The sequence below is a fragment of the Micrococcus sp. Alg238-R198 genome, from assembly GCF_900537135.1.
Classification (GTDB): Bacteria; Actinomycetota; Actinomycetes; order Actinomycetales; family Micrococcaceae; genus Micrococcus; species Micrococcus luteus.
Map to the genome: position 1 here is coordinate 174,284 of NZ_UNRH01000004.1, position 15,726 is coordinate 190,009.

Consider the following 15,726-nt stretch of genomic DNA (forward strand, 5'->3'; position numbering starts at 1 on the left):
TGGGGCCCTCCTGTGGTCGATGCCCTGGGCCGGTGGCCCGGCCCGCCTCGGAGGCTCTGTGGGGGCCGTCCGACCGGACGTTGTGAAGCAAGCTTGACAGTCAAGTGACCTTGTCGTCAAGGGAGCTTGACGCCGGGGCCCGCGCGAACTCCTCCCACGTCGTGGGCGGGGTCAGCCCGAGCCAGGCAGGCTCGAGACGGAACCCGAGGGCCGCGTTCATCCGCAGGGACGCCGCGTTGGACTCGGCGCCGCCGGTTCCCCACTCGCGCCCACCGCGGGCATGGGTCGCCAGGACGGTCGCCGCCTTGACGGCCTTCGCCACGCCACGGTTCTCGTGCTCGGCCGCGACCGCGGTGCGGTCGACCTCCCACCGGGCAGGGGAGCGGAACGTCAGGGTGAATCCGATGAGCACGCCTCCCTCGAAGGCCCCCACGGCGAGCCCCTCTGGGGTGGACAGTCGGGCCTCGAGGTCGTCCGGCAGCGGCTCGTGACGGGAGCCGTCGGTGTGCGGGAATCGGGGAGCCGCTTCCTCGTCGAGGGCGCGCAGGGCAGGCAGGTCGACGGCGGTCAGTCTCCGCACCTCGATTCCCCGCGCTTCGGCCGCCGCGACGTGGCCACGGTAGGACGCCAGGTCGGCGTCGTCGTCGAGGTGGAGGCGCGCGCCCCAGGAGCGGGAGCGTATGCTCCACCCGGCATCGAGCAGCGCGGCGGCCTCGGCCGAGTCTTCGCGGTGCACGCGGGCTTCCGCCCGTGGGTCGGTCACGGGGGTGAGCATCGACCACGGGATGTGCCCGGAGACGGCCTCGCCCGGATAGACGTGCGGGAACTCGGCCGAGTGGGGATCGGAGGGGTCTCCCGGCTCGCGCCGCACCCGCAGGCCGGCCCCCGCCAGTTCGTCCTCGTCCAGGCCGACGACGAACGCGTCTGGCCGGTCCGGGTAGATCGCCGCGCCGACCACGCCCACCTGGGCGGCGTCGTCGGAGGCGTGGAGGAAGCCGACGTCGTCGATCGAGGCGCCGCGCGTCGACGCCGTGTAGCGGCCGATGCGCCGCGCGGCGGCCCAGTCCTCCGGGAGGGTGATGTGCAGGATCACGGCGCGAGGCTATCGGCCCCGGCGTCGACGCCACCCCTCCGGCTGCCCATCGCGGGTTGAGTTATCGGGGGTGCTGGGCGCCCGGACCCGCGACAACTCAACCCGCGTTGCAGGCCCTCCCCGGGCGCGACGACGGCCCGGCGTCTCCGCGGGGGAGTCGCCGGGCCGTCGGGGGCGGACCGGGTTCCGGGTGCCCGGGCCGTCAGTCCTCCAGGAAGGCCTCGACGTCCGGGGTCACCGCGCGGGAGTCGATCAGCTGACGCTCGATCGCGTCGTGGGTGATGCGGTTGGCCTCGCGCACAGCATCGGTGCGCATCGAGATCTTGATGTCGCCCTTGTGCGTCGGGGTCCCGGCCACCTGGACCGGCTGAGTCTCGAGCGGCAGCGGGACGGCGTCGCACAGTGACTTCTCGGCCGGCTGGGCGCCGGTCAGGAAGTAGTCACGGATGGGCGCGTCCACGCACTCGGTGCCGTACGGGAACAGGCCGTGGGTGCCCTCGTTGTCCACGGAGATGAGGGACGTGTTGCGCAGCACGCCTGCGGCACGGTGGCCGCCCTCGTACGGGGTCGCCGCGTCCAGCTCGGACTGCACGATCACGGTGTTCGGGGCGCCCTTGCCGCCGGGCTGGGCGGGCATGGAGGTCTGGGCGGGCCAGTACATGCACTCCGACGGGCCCATCAGCACACCGATCCACGGGGCCTTGCGGCCGAGGTCGTCCACCCACGAGGTCCAGTAGCCCTGCGAGGTGTTCCACTGGCCGTCCTGGCAGCGGATCGCCGAGAACGCGCCCTCGAAGGTGACGGCGTCACCGGCCTGGGTGGCGGCGACGAGCTGCTCGCGCTCGCCCACGGTCTCCAGGCCGCGGGCGGCGAAGCGGTCGAAGGAGTCGCGCTCCTCGGCCGGCAGCGACGCACGGGCCTCGGCCAGGATGCGCTCGATCTGGGCGCGCTGCCCCGCGGGGTCCGTGGCTGCGGCCTCGGACTCCATGATGCGGATGTAGGCGGCGATGACGGACCCGGCGCTGAGGTACTGGGACGTGTCGTACATGGCGGGCAGCAGGAACGAGCCGGCGACGATCATGCCGAGCTGCGTGCGGGTGCCGCCGCCGTCCTCCCAGCGCTGCCGGATCTGCATCGGGTCGTCGCCGAGGCCGAAGATCTCGTCGTGCCGGGCCACGTAGGGGAGCATCGCGTCCTGGAACTGACGGTCGCGGGAGCGCGGCTGCAGGTCCCAGGTGGTCTGGAGCCCGTCGCGGGAGATGTCCACGGCGGAGTCCAGCAGGAACCGGTGCGCGTGTTGGGGGAAGACGCGCTGGTACCAGCTGCCCAGCCATGTGCCGTACGAGTAGCCGATGTAGGAGGTCTTCTCCTCGCCCAGGACGGCGCGGATGAAGTCCATGTCGTACACGGTCTGCTCGGTGGTGATGTACGGGGTGAGCTCGTTCTCGAGGCAGGCGTCGACCTGGGCCTTCGTGTCCTGCCACACGTCGTGCTCGGCGTTCGGCGTGTAGGTGCACTCCAGGGCGGTGGACTGACCCACGCCGCGGGGGTCGAAGCCGATGAAGTCGTACTGTTCCGCGAGCTCCGGGGCGCGCTCGGCCATGGCGGGGCCCCAGGGCAGGCCGGAGCCGCCCGGGCCGCCGGGGTTGACCAGCGCGATGCCCTGGCGGTCGGGGTTGCCCTTCGAGGTCTCCGTCTTGGCCACGCGCAGGGTGATGGTGCGGCCGTCCTCGGGGTTCTTCCAGTCCCGCGGCACCGTGACGTCGGAGCACGCGGTGCCGGGGATCGCGTTGAACCGGGCGTTGAGGCTCTCGCTGCCGAAGTCGCAGGCCTCCCAGTCCAGCGTCTGGCCCACGAGGTGCGGCGCGAGCGCGGCGGCGTCGTTGACCTTGTTGCCGCGCGTGGTGGAGAGGTCGTTGGAGCGGGCCTGGCCCTGCGATGCGGACCCCTTGCCGTTGCCGTTGCCGGGCGCGGAGAGCGCGGGGGCGGCGGCCGTGATGGCGAGTGAGACGGCCGCGACGGCGGCGGCGAACGTGGTGCGGCGGCGAGCTGGAACGGTTCTGGTCACGTCAGGTCCTCGAGTCGTTCGGTGCGGAGAGGGCCGGGGCGCTCACCGGATGACGCGAGTGACGCGCCTCACAGCCTGTATGGCAGCCATCGTAATCATGGACGCGCGCTGGAAGTCCACTCGGCGTCCGGCCGGGCCCCGGGGGCCGCCCCCACGGCCTCGTCCAGCACCGCCAACAGCCGCGCCCGTAGCGCCTGCCCCCGCTCGGCGAACTCGCGCTGTCGCCGCGCGTACTCGGCACGCCCGGCCGGCTCCTCGATCTGCACGGCCGCGTAGCCGCCGCGCCCGTCGGAGAGGTCGCCCACCCCGGTCAGGTCGTACGGCGAGGCCTCCATGTCCAACCGGCGGATGTCCCACGCGAGGTCGAAGCAGTCCGCGAGCAGGTCCGAGTCGACCACCGGCACCAGCTTGTACGCCCACTTGTACAGGTCCATCCCCGCGTGCAGGCAGCCGGGCTGTTCCATCGCCCGCATCCCGGCGCGCGTGGGCAGGACGCCGTCGTCGCCCTCGTTGCGGTCGCGGGCCTCGGGCGCGAAGAACCGGAACGCGTCGAAGTGCGTGCACCGGATCCGCGAGCCCTCCACCACCGCGTCCGTCCCCTCGGCCCCGAGTCGCAGCGGCAGCTGGGAGTGCCGCACCCCGTGCACGTCCGAGCGGTACGCCATCGCCCACTCGTGCAGCCCGAAGCAGCCCAGGCGCGGCGCCCGCGCCGCCGTGCGCGCGAGCAGTTCCCGCGTGAACGCCACCCCCGACGCGCGGTCGGCCAGCACCGCCGCCACGTCCACCAGCCAGCCGCCCACCGGGTGGCCGTCGACGACGGCGCCCGCCACCTCGCCGGCCTCGACGCGCCGGTAGTGCTTCCACTCGCCCCGCGGGGTTGTGCCCAGCTCGGTCGCCTCGGCACGGGCCGCGGCGCCGTCGTCGTCCGCGAGGAGGACCCCCGGCCCGGGGTGCCAGCGCTGCAGTGCGGCGGGGGAGTGCGTGTAGTAGCCGAAGAGGAAGTCCTGCACCGGGTGCTTCTCGCCCCGCATCCGCAGGGCCACCAGCGGGTCCGTGCGTCGGGCGATGCGCGCGCGGTGCGCCCGCGCGTGGGCCCGCCACACGTCGGCGGGCAGGGCGACGACGGCGGTCGGCGGGGACACGGGGGCGGTGCGTGGCTCGGGCATGACCCCACCATCCTCCCCCGTGGCGCTCCTCAAGGGCGAGCGGGCCTGCGGCGCCGACGCGGGGAGCGCGCTCCGGCGGCTCTTATTCGACGGTCCTGGACGTTGCCTGGCAAAGGTCTGGTCAAACGCCCTACCGGACGGTAGATTTCACCTGTCTCGCTGTGGTGCCCATCACATGGGTGCCGATCTCCCCGTCCCCCGGCGCCATCCCCGCCGGTGTGCCACGGGCGAGAGCTGGGCGGACCTTGATGAGAAAGGCGGAGGCAATGCCTCAGAACCCCACCCCTGCCCGGCGCCGTCGGGCCCTGGCCGCGGCCGTCGCCGGCGCGAGCCTCGTGGCCGCTCCCGCGCTCGCGGTGTCGGCCACCGCCGTCGAACTGCCCGACGGCAGCACCGTCTCCAGCCCGCAGGGCGAGGTGCAGGTCCAGCAGCAGTTCGAGGACGGCCGCTACTTCGTGGTCCTGAAGGACCAGCCGTCGGTGACCGCCCCCGAGGCCGGCGCCGTTCCGGGCGCCGCCCCGAAGGCGAAGTTCGACCCCTCGCACCCGCGCGTGAAGAACTACGAGGCCAAGCTCCAGCGCCAGCAGGAGAAGGTCGCGAAGACCCACGGCGCGAAGGCCGAGATCTCCTTCCAGCGCGCCGTGAACGCGTTCGTAGCCGAGCTGACCGCCGAGGAGGCCCAGGAGATCGCGAAGGACCCGGCCGTGCTCGGCGTCGCGCCGGACGAGCAGGTGGCCCCGGACTACAGCTCCACCGAGTTCCTCGGCCTGCCCGGCAAGAAGGGCACCTGGAAGTCCGTGTACGGCAAGGCCGAGAACGCGGGCAAGGGCGTGGTGGTCGGCGTCATCGACTCCGGCATCCACCCGGACAACCCGTTCATCGACGGTCAGCCCGTCCAGCCGCTCAAGGGCAAGGCCAAGGTCGGCGTGCCCTACCGCACCGCGGACGGCCAGATCGCCGTGCTCAAGGCGGACGGCACCACCGCCACGGCCGAGTGCGAGACCGGCCCGGACTTCCCGGCGTCGTCGTGCGACTCCAAGCTGATCGGTGCCTACGCCTTCTCGGAGGACTTCGAGCGCTTCGTCCCGGTGGATGAGCGGGCCCCGGAGGAGCGCATCTCCCCGCTGGGCGTGTTCTCCCACGGCACCCACGTGGCCACCACCATCCTCGGCAACACCGGGGTGGAGCAGACCATCGACGGCGACTCCTTCGGCGAGGGCGCGGGCGTGGCCCCGGCCGCCCACCTGATCTCCTACAAGATCTGCTGGGAGGACACCGATCCGAACACCGGCGGCTGCTACACCTCCGCCTCCGTGGCCGCCGTCGAGCAGGCCATCGAGAACAACGTGGACGTGCTGAACTACTCGATCTCCGGCTCCAACACCTCGATCGTGGACCCGGTGGCCATGGCCTTCAAGTCCGCCGCCGAGGCCGGCATCTTCGTGGCCGCCTCCGGCGGCAACTCCGGCCCCGGCCCGAACACCGTGAACCACGGCTCCCCGTGGCTGACCACCGTGGCCGCGGAGACGTTCTCCAACGAGCTCACCGCCACCGTGCAGTTCTCCGACGGCACGCAGCTCCGCGGCGCCTCCTCGGCCCGCACCGGCGTGGGTCCGGCCGAGGTCATCCACGCGTCCGAGGTCGCCGCCGGCGACGCCGAGGCCGCGCGTCTCTGCCTGCCCGGCGGGCTCACCGACGAGGCCGCCGGCAAGATCGTGCTCTGCGAGCGCGGCGTGAACGCCCGCACCGAGAAGTCGCAGGTGGTGGAGGAGGCCGGCGGCGTCGGCATGATCCTCGTGAACACCCCGTCCGGCTCGCTGGACGCGGACATCCACGCGGTGCCGACCGTGCACATGAACGACAACGGCGTGATCGAGAAGGTGAAGTCCTCCGACCTCACCGCCACGATCGTCCCGGGCGACACCACCGGCCTGCCGGAGGACCCGCTGCCCCAGATCGCCGGCTTCTCCTCCCGCGGCCCGGCCAACGCCGTGAACCAGGAGCTCCTGAAGCCCGACCTCGCCGCCCCCGGCGTGAACGTGATCGCCGGCGTCTCCCCGCTGGACCCCGACTACCACGGCAACACGTTCGGCCTGATGTCCGGCACGTCCATGGCCTCGCCGAACCTGGCCGGCATGGCCACGCTGCTGATCGGCAAGTACCCGGCCTGGTCCCCGATGGCCGTGAAGTCCGCGCTCATGACCACCGCCGGCGACGTGTACAACGCCGACGGCACCGTGAACACGGACAACTTCGCCACGGGCGCCGGCTCCGCCGATCCGGCCGCCGCCGCCCGTCCGGGCCTGGTCTACGAGTCCGGCAAGGAGCAGTGGGACGCGCTGCTGCGCGGCGACATCGCCGGTCGTGACGTGAACGTCCCGTCCCTGGCGATCCCCGACGTCGTCGGCTCGGCCACCGTGACCCGCACCGTGACCGCCCTGGAGAACGGCCGCTGGCAGTTCTCCGCGAACGTGCCCGGCTTCGAGATGACCGCCTCCCCGGCCGTGCTGGACCTGAAGGCCGGCCAGTCCGCCGACGTCGAGCTGACCGTCACCCGCACCGACGCCGCGGTGAACACCTGGACCCACGGCTCCATGTCCTGGACCACCGCCAAGGGCAAGGCCGTCCCGGAGGTGACCTCCCCGGTCACCGTCAAGGCGAAGTCCGCGACCGTCACCTCCGCCGTCGAGGGCTCCGGTGCCACCGGCTCCGCCGACGTGGAGATCACCCCCGGCGTGACCGGTGAGCTGACCCCGCAGGTCCTGGGCCTGGGCAAGGTGGACTCCACCGTGGCCACCGCGACCGCGAGCAACTCGCTCGTGTCCAGCGCGCTGGCCGTGTCCACGGTGACCGTGGAGGAGGGCACCAAGTCCCTGGTGGCCTCGATCAACGCGGGCGCCGCCGGCGCCGACTGGGACCTGTACGTGATCACCCCCGAGGGCAAGCAGCTCTCCCGGGCGACCGCGGAGGAGTCCGAGACGCTGACGATCGCGAACCCCACCCCGGGCGCCTACACCGTGGTCGGCCACCTGTACGCGGCCAACGGCGGCAAGGACACCGGCACCCTCGAGACGCTCAAGCTGCGCGAGGACGCGGGCAACCTCACCGTCTCCCCGAACCCGGTCCCCGTGACCTCGGGCAAGGCCACCGAGGCGACCCTCTCCTGGTCCGGCCTGACCTCGGGCACCTGGAAGGGCCTCGTCACCTGGGACGCGGGCATCACGACCGACGTGACCGTCCAGGTCCCGTGACCGCCGACCCCCTCCGTCCTCGCTGACGGAACGGGAGGAACCGCCCGCACGACGCCGGCCCCGCACCTTCACGCTGAAGGTGCGGGGCCGGCGTCGTGATGGGTGGGGCAGCGGCGGGTGCGGCGTCAGCGGCCGGTGCCGCCGTAGACCGTGGCCTCCTCCTCGGCGTCGAGGCCGAAGGCGGCGTGCACGGCGCGGACGGCGTCGTCGAGCTTGCTCTCGGCGGTGACCACGGAGATGCGGATCTCCGAGGTGGAGATGAGGTCCACGTTCACGCCGGCGTCGGCGAGGGCCTTGAAGAAGGTCGCGGAGACGCCCGGGTTGGAGCGCATGCCCGCGCCGATCAGCGAGAGCTTGCCGATCTCCGGGTCCGAGACGATGTCCTGGAAGCCGATCCGGTCCTGGGCGGCGCGCAGGGCGGCCATGGCGTCCTTGCCCTCCACGATCGGCAGGGTGAAGGAGATGTCCGTGCGGCCCGAGCCCTCGCGGGAGATGTTCTGCACGATCATGTCGATGTTCACGTTGGACTCGGCGATCACGCGGAAGATCTCGGCGGCCTTGCCGGGCACGTCGGGGACGCCGACGATCGTGACCTTGCCCTCGGAGCGGTCGTGGGCGACGCCGGAGACGATGGGCTGTTCCATGGGAGCGCCTTCCTGAAGGGTGATGGTGTCGTTCGGGTCGGGCAGGATCCAGGTGCCCTCGTGGTCGGAGAAGGAGGAGCGCACGTGCAGCGGCACGCCGAAGCGGCGCGCGTACTCCACGGAGCGCAGGTGCAGCACCTTGGATCCGGAGGCCGCCATCTCGAGGGTCTCCTCGGAGGAGAGCTCGGTGAGCTTGCGGGCGGTCGGCACGACGCGCGGGTCGGCCGAGTAGACGCCGTCCACGTCCGTGTAGATCTCGCACACGTCCGCGCCGAGCGCGGCGGCGAGGGCGACGGCGGTGGTGTCCGAGCCGCCGCGGCCCATGGTGGTGATGTCCTTGGACTCGGGGCTCATGCCCTGGAACCCGGCCACGATGGCCACGCGGCCGGCGTCGAGGGCCTCCTGCACGCGGTGGGGGTTGACTTTGACGATCCGGGCCCGGCCGTAGGAGGTATCCGTCAGCATGCCGGCCTGGGAGCCGGTGTAGGAGCGGGCCTCGAGGCCCTCGGCATGGATCGCCATCGCCAGCAGGGACATGGAGATGCGCTCGCCGGCCGAGAGCAGGATGTCCATCTCGCGTGCGGGCGCGTCCTGCGTGAGCTCGGCGGCGAGGTCGAGCAGCTCGTCCGTGGTGTCCCCCATGGCCGAGACGACCACGCACACGCGGTTCCCGGCGCGCACCGTGTCCGCGATGCGGCGGGCCACGCGCTGGATGCCGGCGGCGTCGGCCACGGAGGAGCCGCCGAACTTCTGGACGATGAGACTCATGGGTCGCTCCGGACGGGGTCGAGGGTCGGTTCGGGCCAAGTCTAGGGGCGCACTCTCGCGCGGGTCCGCCAGGTGAACCCCTGTTCCGGATGCTGGACCCGGCGCCCGCGGCAGGCCAGCACGACGGCGCCCGCGGCCCCGCCTGCGACCCCGGTCGGGCTGGGATGGCGCCGGGATCATCCCCCGGGTGGATCCGCGTCCGTGCCCGGCGCGGCAAGGATGGGGCCATGACCGCTCCAGCGCCCCCGCCCGCCTCACCCGTCCTGGGGGTGGCCGCCCACGACGGGATCGTGGCTCACGGCCTCGCCCGCTCGTTCGGCGCCGTCCATGCGGTGCGGGACGTCTCCCTCACCGTGCCCGCCGGCTCCGTGACGGCCCTCGTCGGCCCGAACGGCTCGGGCAAGACCACGCTCCTGCTGATCCTGGCCACCCTGCTGCGCCCGGACGCCGGCGCCGTGTCCGTGGCCGGGGTGGACGCGGTGCGCGAGCCCGTCGAGGCCCGGCGGCGGCTCGGCTGGATGCCCGACACCCTGGGCGTGTGGGAGGAGCTGACCTGCCACGACATCCTCGCCAGCCTGGGACGGCTCTACGGCATGGGGAAGGCGGAGGCGTCGGCGCGCGCGGACGAGCAGCTCGAGTGGGTCGAACTCACGGAGTTCGCCCACCGGCCCGCCCGCGTGCTCTCCCGCGGCCAGCAGCAGCGCCTGTCCCTGGCTCGGGCCACCGTGCACCGGCCCTCCGTCCTGCTCCTGGACGAACCCGCCAACGGCCTCGACCCGGCCGCCCGCATCCGGCTGCGGGACGACCTGCGCGCCATGGCCGCAGCCGGCACCGCCGTGCTCGTCTCCTCCCACGTGCTCGCCGAGCTCGAGGAGATGTCCGACCGCGCCGTGTTCCTCCGTGAGGGCGCCACGGTGGCCACCCAGGAGTTCCGCGCCGCCGACGACCTCGCCCGCCCCTACCGGATCGCCGGACCCGACCCGACGGCCCGGGACACGCTCGTCCGCGCCCTCGAGGCCCGCGGCCTGACCGCGACCGCGGCCACCGGCGCCGGCGCAGGCCAGCGCCGGGACGGCGTCGTGGTGCAGCTGCGGGGGGAGGCCGCCGCGGCCGCGCTGCTCGCGGACCTCGTGCGCGAGGGTGTGCTCGTCAGCCACTTCGCCCCGGAGGGCTCCCGCCTCGAGAACGCCTACCTGGGCCTCCATCTGGAGGGCCCCCGCACCGAAGGAGACCGGCCGTGAGCACCGCCGTCGCGACCTCGATCCACGACCGCCGCCCGCCGCAGCCGCAGCCGGGGGGACGCCTCGGCGCGGCCCAGGCCGTGGCCACCGTGGTGGGCATGGAACTGCGTCAGCGGCTGCGCTCGCGCGGCTGGTACGTGCTGTTGGGCGTCTTCTTCGTGGTGGTGGGGGCGGTGACCCTCGGCGCCCTCGGGCTACGCGGCCTGGGCGTGGCGGAGATGGAGGCGTCCGGCCTGGAGCCGGAGCTGGCGGAGCAGCAGATGCGCGCCCTGGGGCGGACGCTCTTCGACGGCGTCCTGCTCTTCGTCCTCACCCTCTCGCTGCTGGTCTCGCCCGCCCTGGCGGCCAACGCGATCTCGGGCGACCGTGCCGGCGGCACCCTGGCCATCACCCAGGTCACCCTGCTGCGGACCGGTCACCTGATGGCGGGCAAGTGGCTGGCCGCGTGGATCGCCTCCGCCGCGTTCCTCGCGGCCGCGTTGCCGTGGCTGGCGGTCGCGGCCGTGGTGGGGCGCGTGTCCCCGTGGGCCGTGCTGGTGGGGCTCGTGATGATCCTCGTGGAGTTCGGCATGATCGCGGGGATCGGCGTGGCCGTCTCGGCGATCGCCGGGCGCACGCTGTTCGCCGTCGTGGTGACGTACCTGATCGTGGCGGCGCTGACGATCGGCACCCTGGTGGCCTTCGGGCTGTCCCTGCAGTTCCTGCAGACCGAGGTGCGGGCCAACGACGCCGAGTACGGCTCGATGACGGCGGAGCCGTTCACCGAGGCGGAGCTCGAGCAGATGACCCCGGAGGAGGCGGAGCAGGCCTGGGCCGAGTACGAGGCGGCGAACCCGGAGCTGTTCGACGGGATCGCCGACCGCTGCGTCGGCCCGGTGACCACCCGGACGATCCCCGACCCGCGGCGCAGCGGATGGCTGCTCGCCGCGAACCCCTACGCCGTCCTCGCGGACGCCTCCCCCTGGGAGGCAGGCCTCCTCGAGGACGGGACCCGGGTGGATCCCGGGCCGCTCAACCTGCTGTCCGTGGGGCTGCGCTGGACCCAGCGAGACCCCGTCCGGGACGTCGAGTGCCTCGACGGCGAGCTGCGCGGTCTCGACCAGAGCGGCGTGCCGGACCGGCAGGGCACCTGGCCGGTGTGGCCGCTCGGCCTGGCGATGCAGGGTGTGCTGGTGGCCGGGCTGGGCTGGTGGGGCCACCGTCGCCTGGACACCCCGGCCGGGCGGCTGCCCGCCGGCACGCGCGTGGCCTGAGCCGGGCCGGCGTCGGGCGGGGCCTGCTCGACGCCGGCCGGTGTCAGCCGCTGATCAGACGACGTCCCTCGAAGGCGCGGCCGAGGGTGACCTCGTCCGCGTACTCGAGGTCCCCGCCGACGGGCAGACCGGAGGCCAGGCGCGTGACGCGGATGCCCGTGGCGCCGAGGAGGCGGCCGAGGTAGGTGGCCGTGGCCTCGCCCTCGAGGTTGGGATCCGTGGCGAGGATGACCTCCTGCACGGCCTCGTCCTGCAGCCGGGTGAGCAGCTCGCGGACGTGCAGCTGCTCGGGGCCGATGCCGGCGATCGGATTGATGGCCCCGCCGAGCACGTGGTAGCGGCCCCGGAAGGCGCGGGTGCGCTCCATGGCCATGACGTCCTGCGACTCCTCGACGACGCAGATCTGGGAGCGGTCCCGGCGTTCATCCCGGCAGAGCGAGCACACCTCGTCCTCGGAGACGTTGAAGCAGACCGAGCACAGCCGCACCCTGTCCTTGACCGTGCGGATGGCGTCCGCGAGCCGCAGCATGTCCTCCCGGTCCGCCTCCAGCATGTGGAAGGCGATGCGCTGGGCGGACTTCGGCCCGATGCCCGGCAGGCGGCCGAGCTCGTCGATCAGGTCCTGCACCGCGCCCTGGTACATCCGTCCCCCTCGTCCGATGGTGCGTCTCGTGGGGCGTGCGCCCCGACGCGGCGCCGTGGTCCGGCGCCGCGTCCATCATGCCCGCGGCCCCGGACGGCGTACGGGCGCGTTCGCCTCAGGCGTCGTTGGGGCGTTCCTCGAGCAGACGGCCGCCGAGCACCCGTTCGACGACGGCCCGGCCCACGAGGCCCGAGTCCTCGAGCGGGACGTCGTCGTCGCTGGCGACCTCGTCCTCCCACCCCACACCGGACGTCGCCGGGGCGGCGGGGCCGGTGTCGGCGGGCCGGGTCGGGCCGCGGCCCTGGGCGGCCTCGCGGGCGGCGTGGATGGCCGCGGCCCGCGCGTCCAACGAGGGCGGCGCCGAGGCTCCCCCGGCGGGCTCGACGTCGGCGGGGCGCGCCCCGAGCGAGGCCGCGCTCGGCCGGCCCCCGGCGGGGGAGCCCGGCGAGGCGTCCGGGTCGGGGCCACCGGGAGCGCCGGGGCCGCCGCTCGAGCCCGCGTTCACCGGAGGCTCGAGGGGCCCACCGGCCCGCAGCCGCTCCATGAGCCGCGGGTACATGCTCGCCGGATGGCCCGAACCCGGGAAGTCCGAACCGGTCGGGCCGGCAGCCGCGCGCGGCGCGGCGTCTGCGTCGTCGGCGGGCACGCCCGGGTCAGGGGTCGCGTCGGCCGTGGGCGAGCCCGTGGGGCGCCGCTCCTCGTCCGAGGACGGGCCGGCGCCCGAGGCGGCCGGGTGGAGATCGCGTCGCTCCGTGGCCGCTGCGTCGTCGTCCGGGGCGGGCGACGGCGTGGCAGGCCGGGCGGAGTCACCGTCCGCGGCCGCGCCCGCGCCGTCGTCGAAGCCGGCGGGACGGGTCGCGCCGAAGCGCTTCGCGAACTCGGCGCGCAGCTCCGCCTCCGGACGGGCGAACACGGGGATCGAGTGCTCCTCCTCGCGGACCAGCGGCCCCGGGTCGTAGGCCCGACGGACCTCCTCGGCGCTCGGCTCGCTCTCGCCGGGGGTCGGGGCGTCGGGCTGGACCGGGGAGTCCTGGCCGGCGTCCGGCGCGGCGCCGCCGGGGGCCGGTGCGGCCTGCGGCGGCGCGCCCCAGTCCTCGACCGACGGCACGGGGCCGTCCCAGCCGGCGGCGCCGACGGGCCGCTCCTCGGCGTCCCGGGCCGGCGGGGTCCAGCCCTCGGGGCCGTCCGAGTCGTCCTGCTCCGCGTCCGGGTCGAACGCGGGCAGCGAGTCCCACGGGTCCTCCTCGGGCGGGGGAGCGTCGTCCCAGGCGGGCGGCTCCTCGTCCGGGCCGCCCCAGCCGTCCGCCGGCGGGGCGGGGGCGGGCGTCGTCGACGACGTCGGCGCCGGCCCCCAGGAGGTGGCGGGAGCCGCGGGCGTCCAGGCGGGGGACGGCTCCGGCGTCTGACGCTGCTGCGTGGCCCGGGGCGGAGCGGCCGGCGGCGCCGGATCGTCCTCCGCGGTGGAGGGTGCGGCGGAGCGCGGCGGGGTGGGGCGGGAGGACTCCGGCTCGCGTGGGGCCTGCCCCGGTGCCGGAGCGGGCCGGTTCGGCTGCGCCGTCGGTCGGTCGGGCCGGCCCTGCTGCGGGGCCGGACGCTCAGGCCGGTCCGTCCGCGCCGGGCCGGCCGGGCGAGCGCCGGACTGTGCGCGGGCGTCCCCGGTCGGCGCGTCCCCACCGAGGATCAGATCGAGCCGCGGGCGGATGCCGAGCACCTGGTGGACGGCCTCGCCGAGCACGCGGTCACCGCCCCGGCCGAGCAGCGACTGGCGGGGCCCGTCCTGCTGGAAGCCGATCGTCAGCAACGAGCCGTCGTAGCCCGCGACGCTCGCGTTGTCCTTCACCAGCATCCACACCAGGCGTGAGGCGTCCTCGAGGGCCGTGAGGATGTCCGGCCAGGCCCGGCGGATCATCTCCACCTGGCTCGCCGCCGGGGCGGGCGTGGGGCTCGACGGCGCGGCCGTCTCCTCCGGCCCGTGGGCGGGGGCCGGCGCGGCACCGGTGCGCTCCTGGGCATGGGACCGGCCCTCAGGCTCGGGCCGGCCCTCAGGCTCGGGGCGGCTCCCGGCCTCCGGGCGGCGCGTGTCCCCGGAAGGGGCCCCGACCTCAGCCGGTTCGGGCCGCTTGGGCTGCGGCGCCTGCTGCGGACGCTCGGACCCCGTGGCCCCGGCGGCGGCGTCCCCCTCCGGCGCCTCTGCCACGGACTGCGGGGCAGGCGGCGTCCAGCGCTCCGGCGGGGCGGTGGACGCGGTCGGCGCGGGCTCCTCCGGCCGCCGCATGGCGGCCCGGGCGAGCGCGGCACCGGTCAGAGTGCCGGAGCCCTCCGCGTTCTCGGCCGATCCGCCGCCGTCCGCGGCGGGCGTGCCGGACCGGGCCGGCGTCGTCGTGCCCTCGGAGGCGCCGTCCTCGATGGGCGCGGCGCCACCGAGCTCGAGGCGCCGTTCGAGGGCCTCGAGGCGGGCGGCCAGGCCGCGGTGCGTCTCGTCCGAGGCAGGCAGCAGCAGGCGCGCCATGAGCAGCTCGAGGTGCAGGCGGGGACTGGTGGCCCCCACCATGTCCGTCAGCGCGAGGTTGGTGATGTCCGCGAGGCGGGAGAGCTCCGCGCGGGAGAGCTGCGCGGCCTGCGCCGACAGACGCCGCACCTGGTCCTCCGGCATGCCGTGCAGGATCGCCCCGGCCTCCTCCGGCAGGGCACGGGCGATCACGAGGTCGCGGAAGCGGTCCAGCAGGTCCTCGACGAAGCGGCGCGGGTCCTGGCCGGACTGCACCACGCGGTCCACCACGCGGAACACGGTGGGGGTGTCGTCCGCGGCGACGGCGTCGATCACGTCGTCCAGCAGGGCTTCCGGGGTGAAGCCGAGCAGGCTCACCGCGAGCTCGTACGAGACCTGGCCCTCCTGGGCGCCCGCGATCAGCTGGTCCAGCACGGAGAGCGTGTCACGCACCGAGCCCGTGCCGGCGCGCACCACGAGCGGCAGCACGCCCTTCTCCACGGACACGCCCTCCTCCGCGCACAGCTGCTCGAGGTAGGCGATGAGCGGCTCCGGCGGCACGAGCCGGAACGGGTAGTGGTGGGTGCGGGAGCGGATGGTCCCGATGACCTTCTCCGGCTCCGTGGTGGCGAAGATGAACTTCAGGTGCTCCGGCGGCTCCTCCACGATCTTGAGCAGCGCGTTGAACCCCGCCGCGGTGACCATGTGCGCCTCGTCGATGATGAGGATCTTGTAGCGGTCCCGGACCGGGGCGAACGTGGCCCGCTCGCGCAGGCCGCGGGCGTCCTCCACACCGCCGTGCGAGGCCGCGTCGATCTCCAGCACGTCCAGCGAGCCCGGCCCGCCGGTGGCCAGGTCCCGGCACGAGTCGCACTCGCCGCACGGCGTGGGCGTGGGGCCCTGGGCGCAGTTCAGGCAGCGCGCGAGGATGCGGGCGGACGTGGTCTTGCCGCAGCCTCGCGGGCCGGAGAAGAGGTAGGCGTGGTTCACGCGGTCCTTCGCCAGTGCGGTGCGCAGCGGGACCGTGACATGGTCCTGCCCGATCACGTCCTCGAAACGGTCCGGGCGGTAGCGGCGATACAGGGCGGTGCTCACCCTCGAAAGCCTATCC

General features: G+C 74.3%; 9 protein-coding genes. 3 read left to right on the forward strand and 6 right to left on the reverse strand.

From position 1 onward, the window contains the following. Positions 1-100: 100 nt before the first annotated feature. The 3 genes from G6R13_RS05845 to G6R13_RS05855 form a co-directional block, all read right to left on the reverse strand. The gene (locus tag G6R13_RS05845) at positions 101-1,093 is read right to left on the reverse strand and encodes a GNAT family N-acetyltransferase (RefSeq protein WP_159833660.1); all 993 of its coding nucleotides are present in this window, start codon (positions 1,091-1,093) and stop codon (positions 101-103) included. Positions 1,094-1,295: 202 nt separating this feature from the next. Then, positions 1,296-3,161: an alpha/beta hydrolase gene (locus G6R13_RS05850; RefSeq protein ID WP_002856645.1), complete on the reverse strand. Its 1,866-nt coding sequence runs from the start codon at positions 3,159-3,161 to the stop codon at positions 1,296-1,298. Between the two features lie 95 nt (positions 3,162-3,256). Beyond that, positions 3,257-4,327: a hypothetical protein gene (locus G6R13_RS05855; protein WP_002856647.1), complete on the reverse strand. Its 1,071-nt coding sequence runs from the start codon at positions 4,325-4,327 to the stop codon at positions 3,257-3,259. Between the two features lie 266 nt (positions 4,328-4,593). Between G6R13_RS05855 and G6R13_RS05860 the strand changes: the two genes are divergently transcribed. Continuing rightward, complete coding sequence (locus G6R13_RS05860) at positions 4,594-7,578, forward strand: S8 family serine peptidase (RefSeq protein WP_002856649.1); 2,985 nt, start codon at positions 4,594-4,596, stop codon at positions 7,576-7,578. Positions 7,579-7,703: 125 nt separating this feature from the next. Here G6R13_RS05860 and G6R13_RS05865 read toward each other — a convergent pair whose 3' ends face one another. After that, complete coding sequence (locus G6R13_RS05865; protein WP_002856654.1) at positions 7,704-8,990, reverse strand: aspartate kinase; 1,287 nt, start codon at positions 8,988-8,990, stop codon at positions 7,704-7,706. Between the two features lie 227 nt (positions 8,991-9,217). Between G6R13_RS05865 and G6R13_RS05870 the strand changes: the two genes are divergently transcribed. Together G6R13_RS05870 and G6R13_RS05875 are read left to right on the forward strand one after the other, a co-directional pair. Further along, complete coding sequence (locus G6R13_RS05870) at positions 9,218-10,231, forward strand: ABC transporter ATP-binding protein (protein WP_002856656.1); 1,014 nt, start codon at positions 9,218-9,220, stop codon at positions 10,229-10,231. After that, entirely contained in the window at positions 10,228-11,484 is a 1,257-nt protein-coding gene (locus tag G6R13_RS05875) for an ABC transporter permease subunit (protein ID WP_002856658.1), read from the forward strand. Before G6R13_RS05870 ends, G6R13_RS05875 begins: the two co-directional genes overlap by 4 nt. Before the next feature lie 43 nt (positions 11,485-11,527). On the opposite strand, the gene recR is transcribed toward G6R13_RS05875, so the two are convergent. Both recR and G6R13_RS05885 read right to left on the reverse strand, forming a co-directional pair. Beyond that, a complete protein-coding gene (recR, locus tag G6R13_RS05880) occupies positions 11,528-12,127 on the reverse strand; it encodes a recombination mediator RecR (protein ID WP_041102761.1) in 600 nt (199 codons plus the stop codon). 115 nt (positions 12,128-12,242) lie between these two features. Beyond that, positions 12,243-15,710, reverse strand: coding sequence for a DNA polymerase III subunit gamma and tau (locus G6R13_RS05885; protein WP_061867554.1), 3,468 nt, complete (start codon positions 15,708-15,710; stop codon positions 12,243-12,245). Between the last annotated feature and the right edge of the window lie 16 nt (positions 15,711-15,726).

Coding starts and splice junctions, on each gene's coding strand:
- G6R13_RS05860 (WP_002856649.1), top strand. CDS start 4,594: ATGCCTCAGAACCCCACCCCTGCCCGGCGCCGTCGGGCCCTGGCCGCG.
- G6R13_RS05870 (WP_002856656.1), top strand. CDS start 9,218: ATGACCGCTCCAGCGCCCCCGCCCGCCTCACCCGTCCTGGGGGTGGCC.
- G6R13_RS05865 (WP_002856654.1), bottom strand. CDS start 8,990: ATGAGTCTCATCGTCCAGAAGTTCGGCGGCTCCTCCGTGGCCGACGCC.
- G6R13_RS05855 (WP_002856647.1), bottom strand. CDS start 4,327: ATGCCCGAGCCACGCACCGCCCCCGTGTCCCCGCCGACCGCCGTCGTC.
- recR (WP_041102761.1), bottom strand. CDS start 12,127: ATGTACCAGGGCGCGGTGCAGGACCTGATCGACGAGCTCGGCCGCCTG.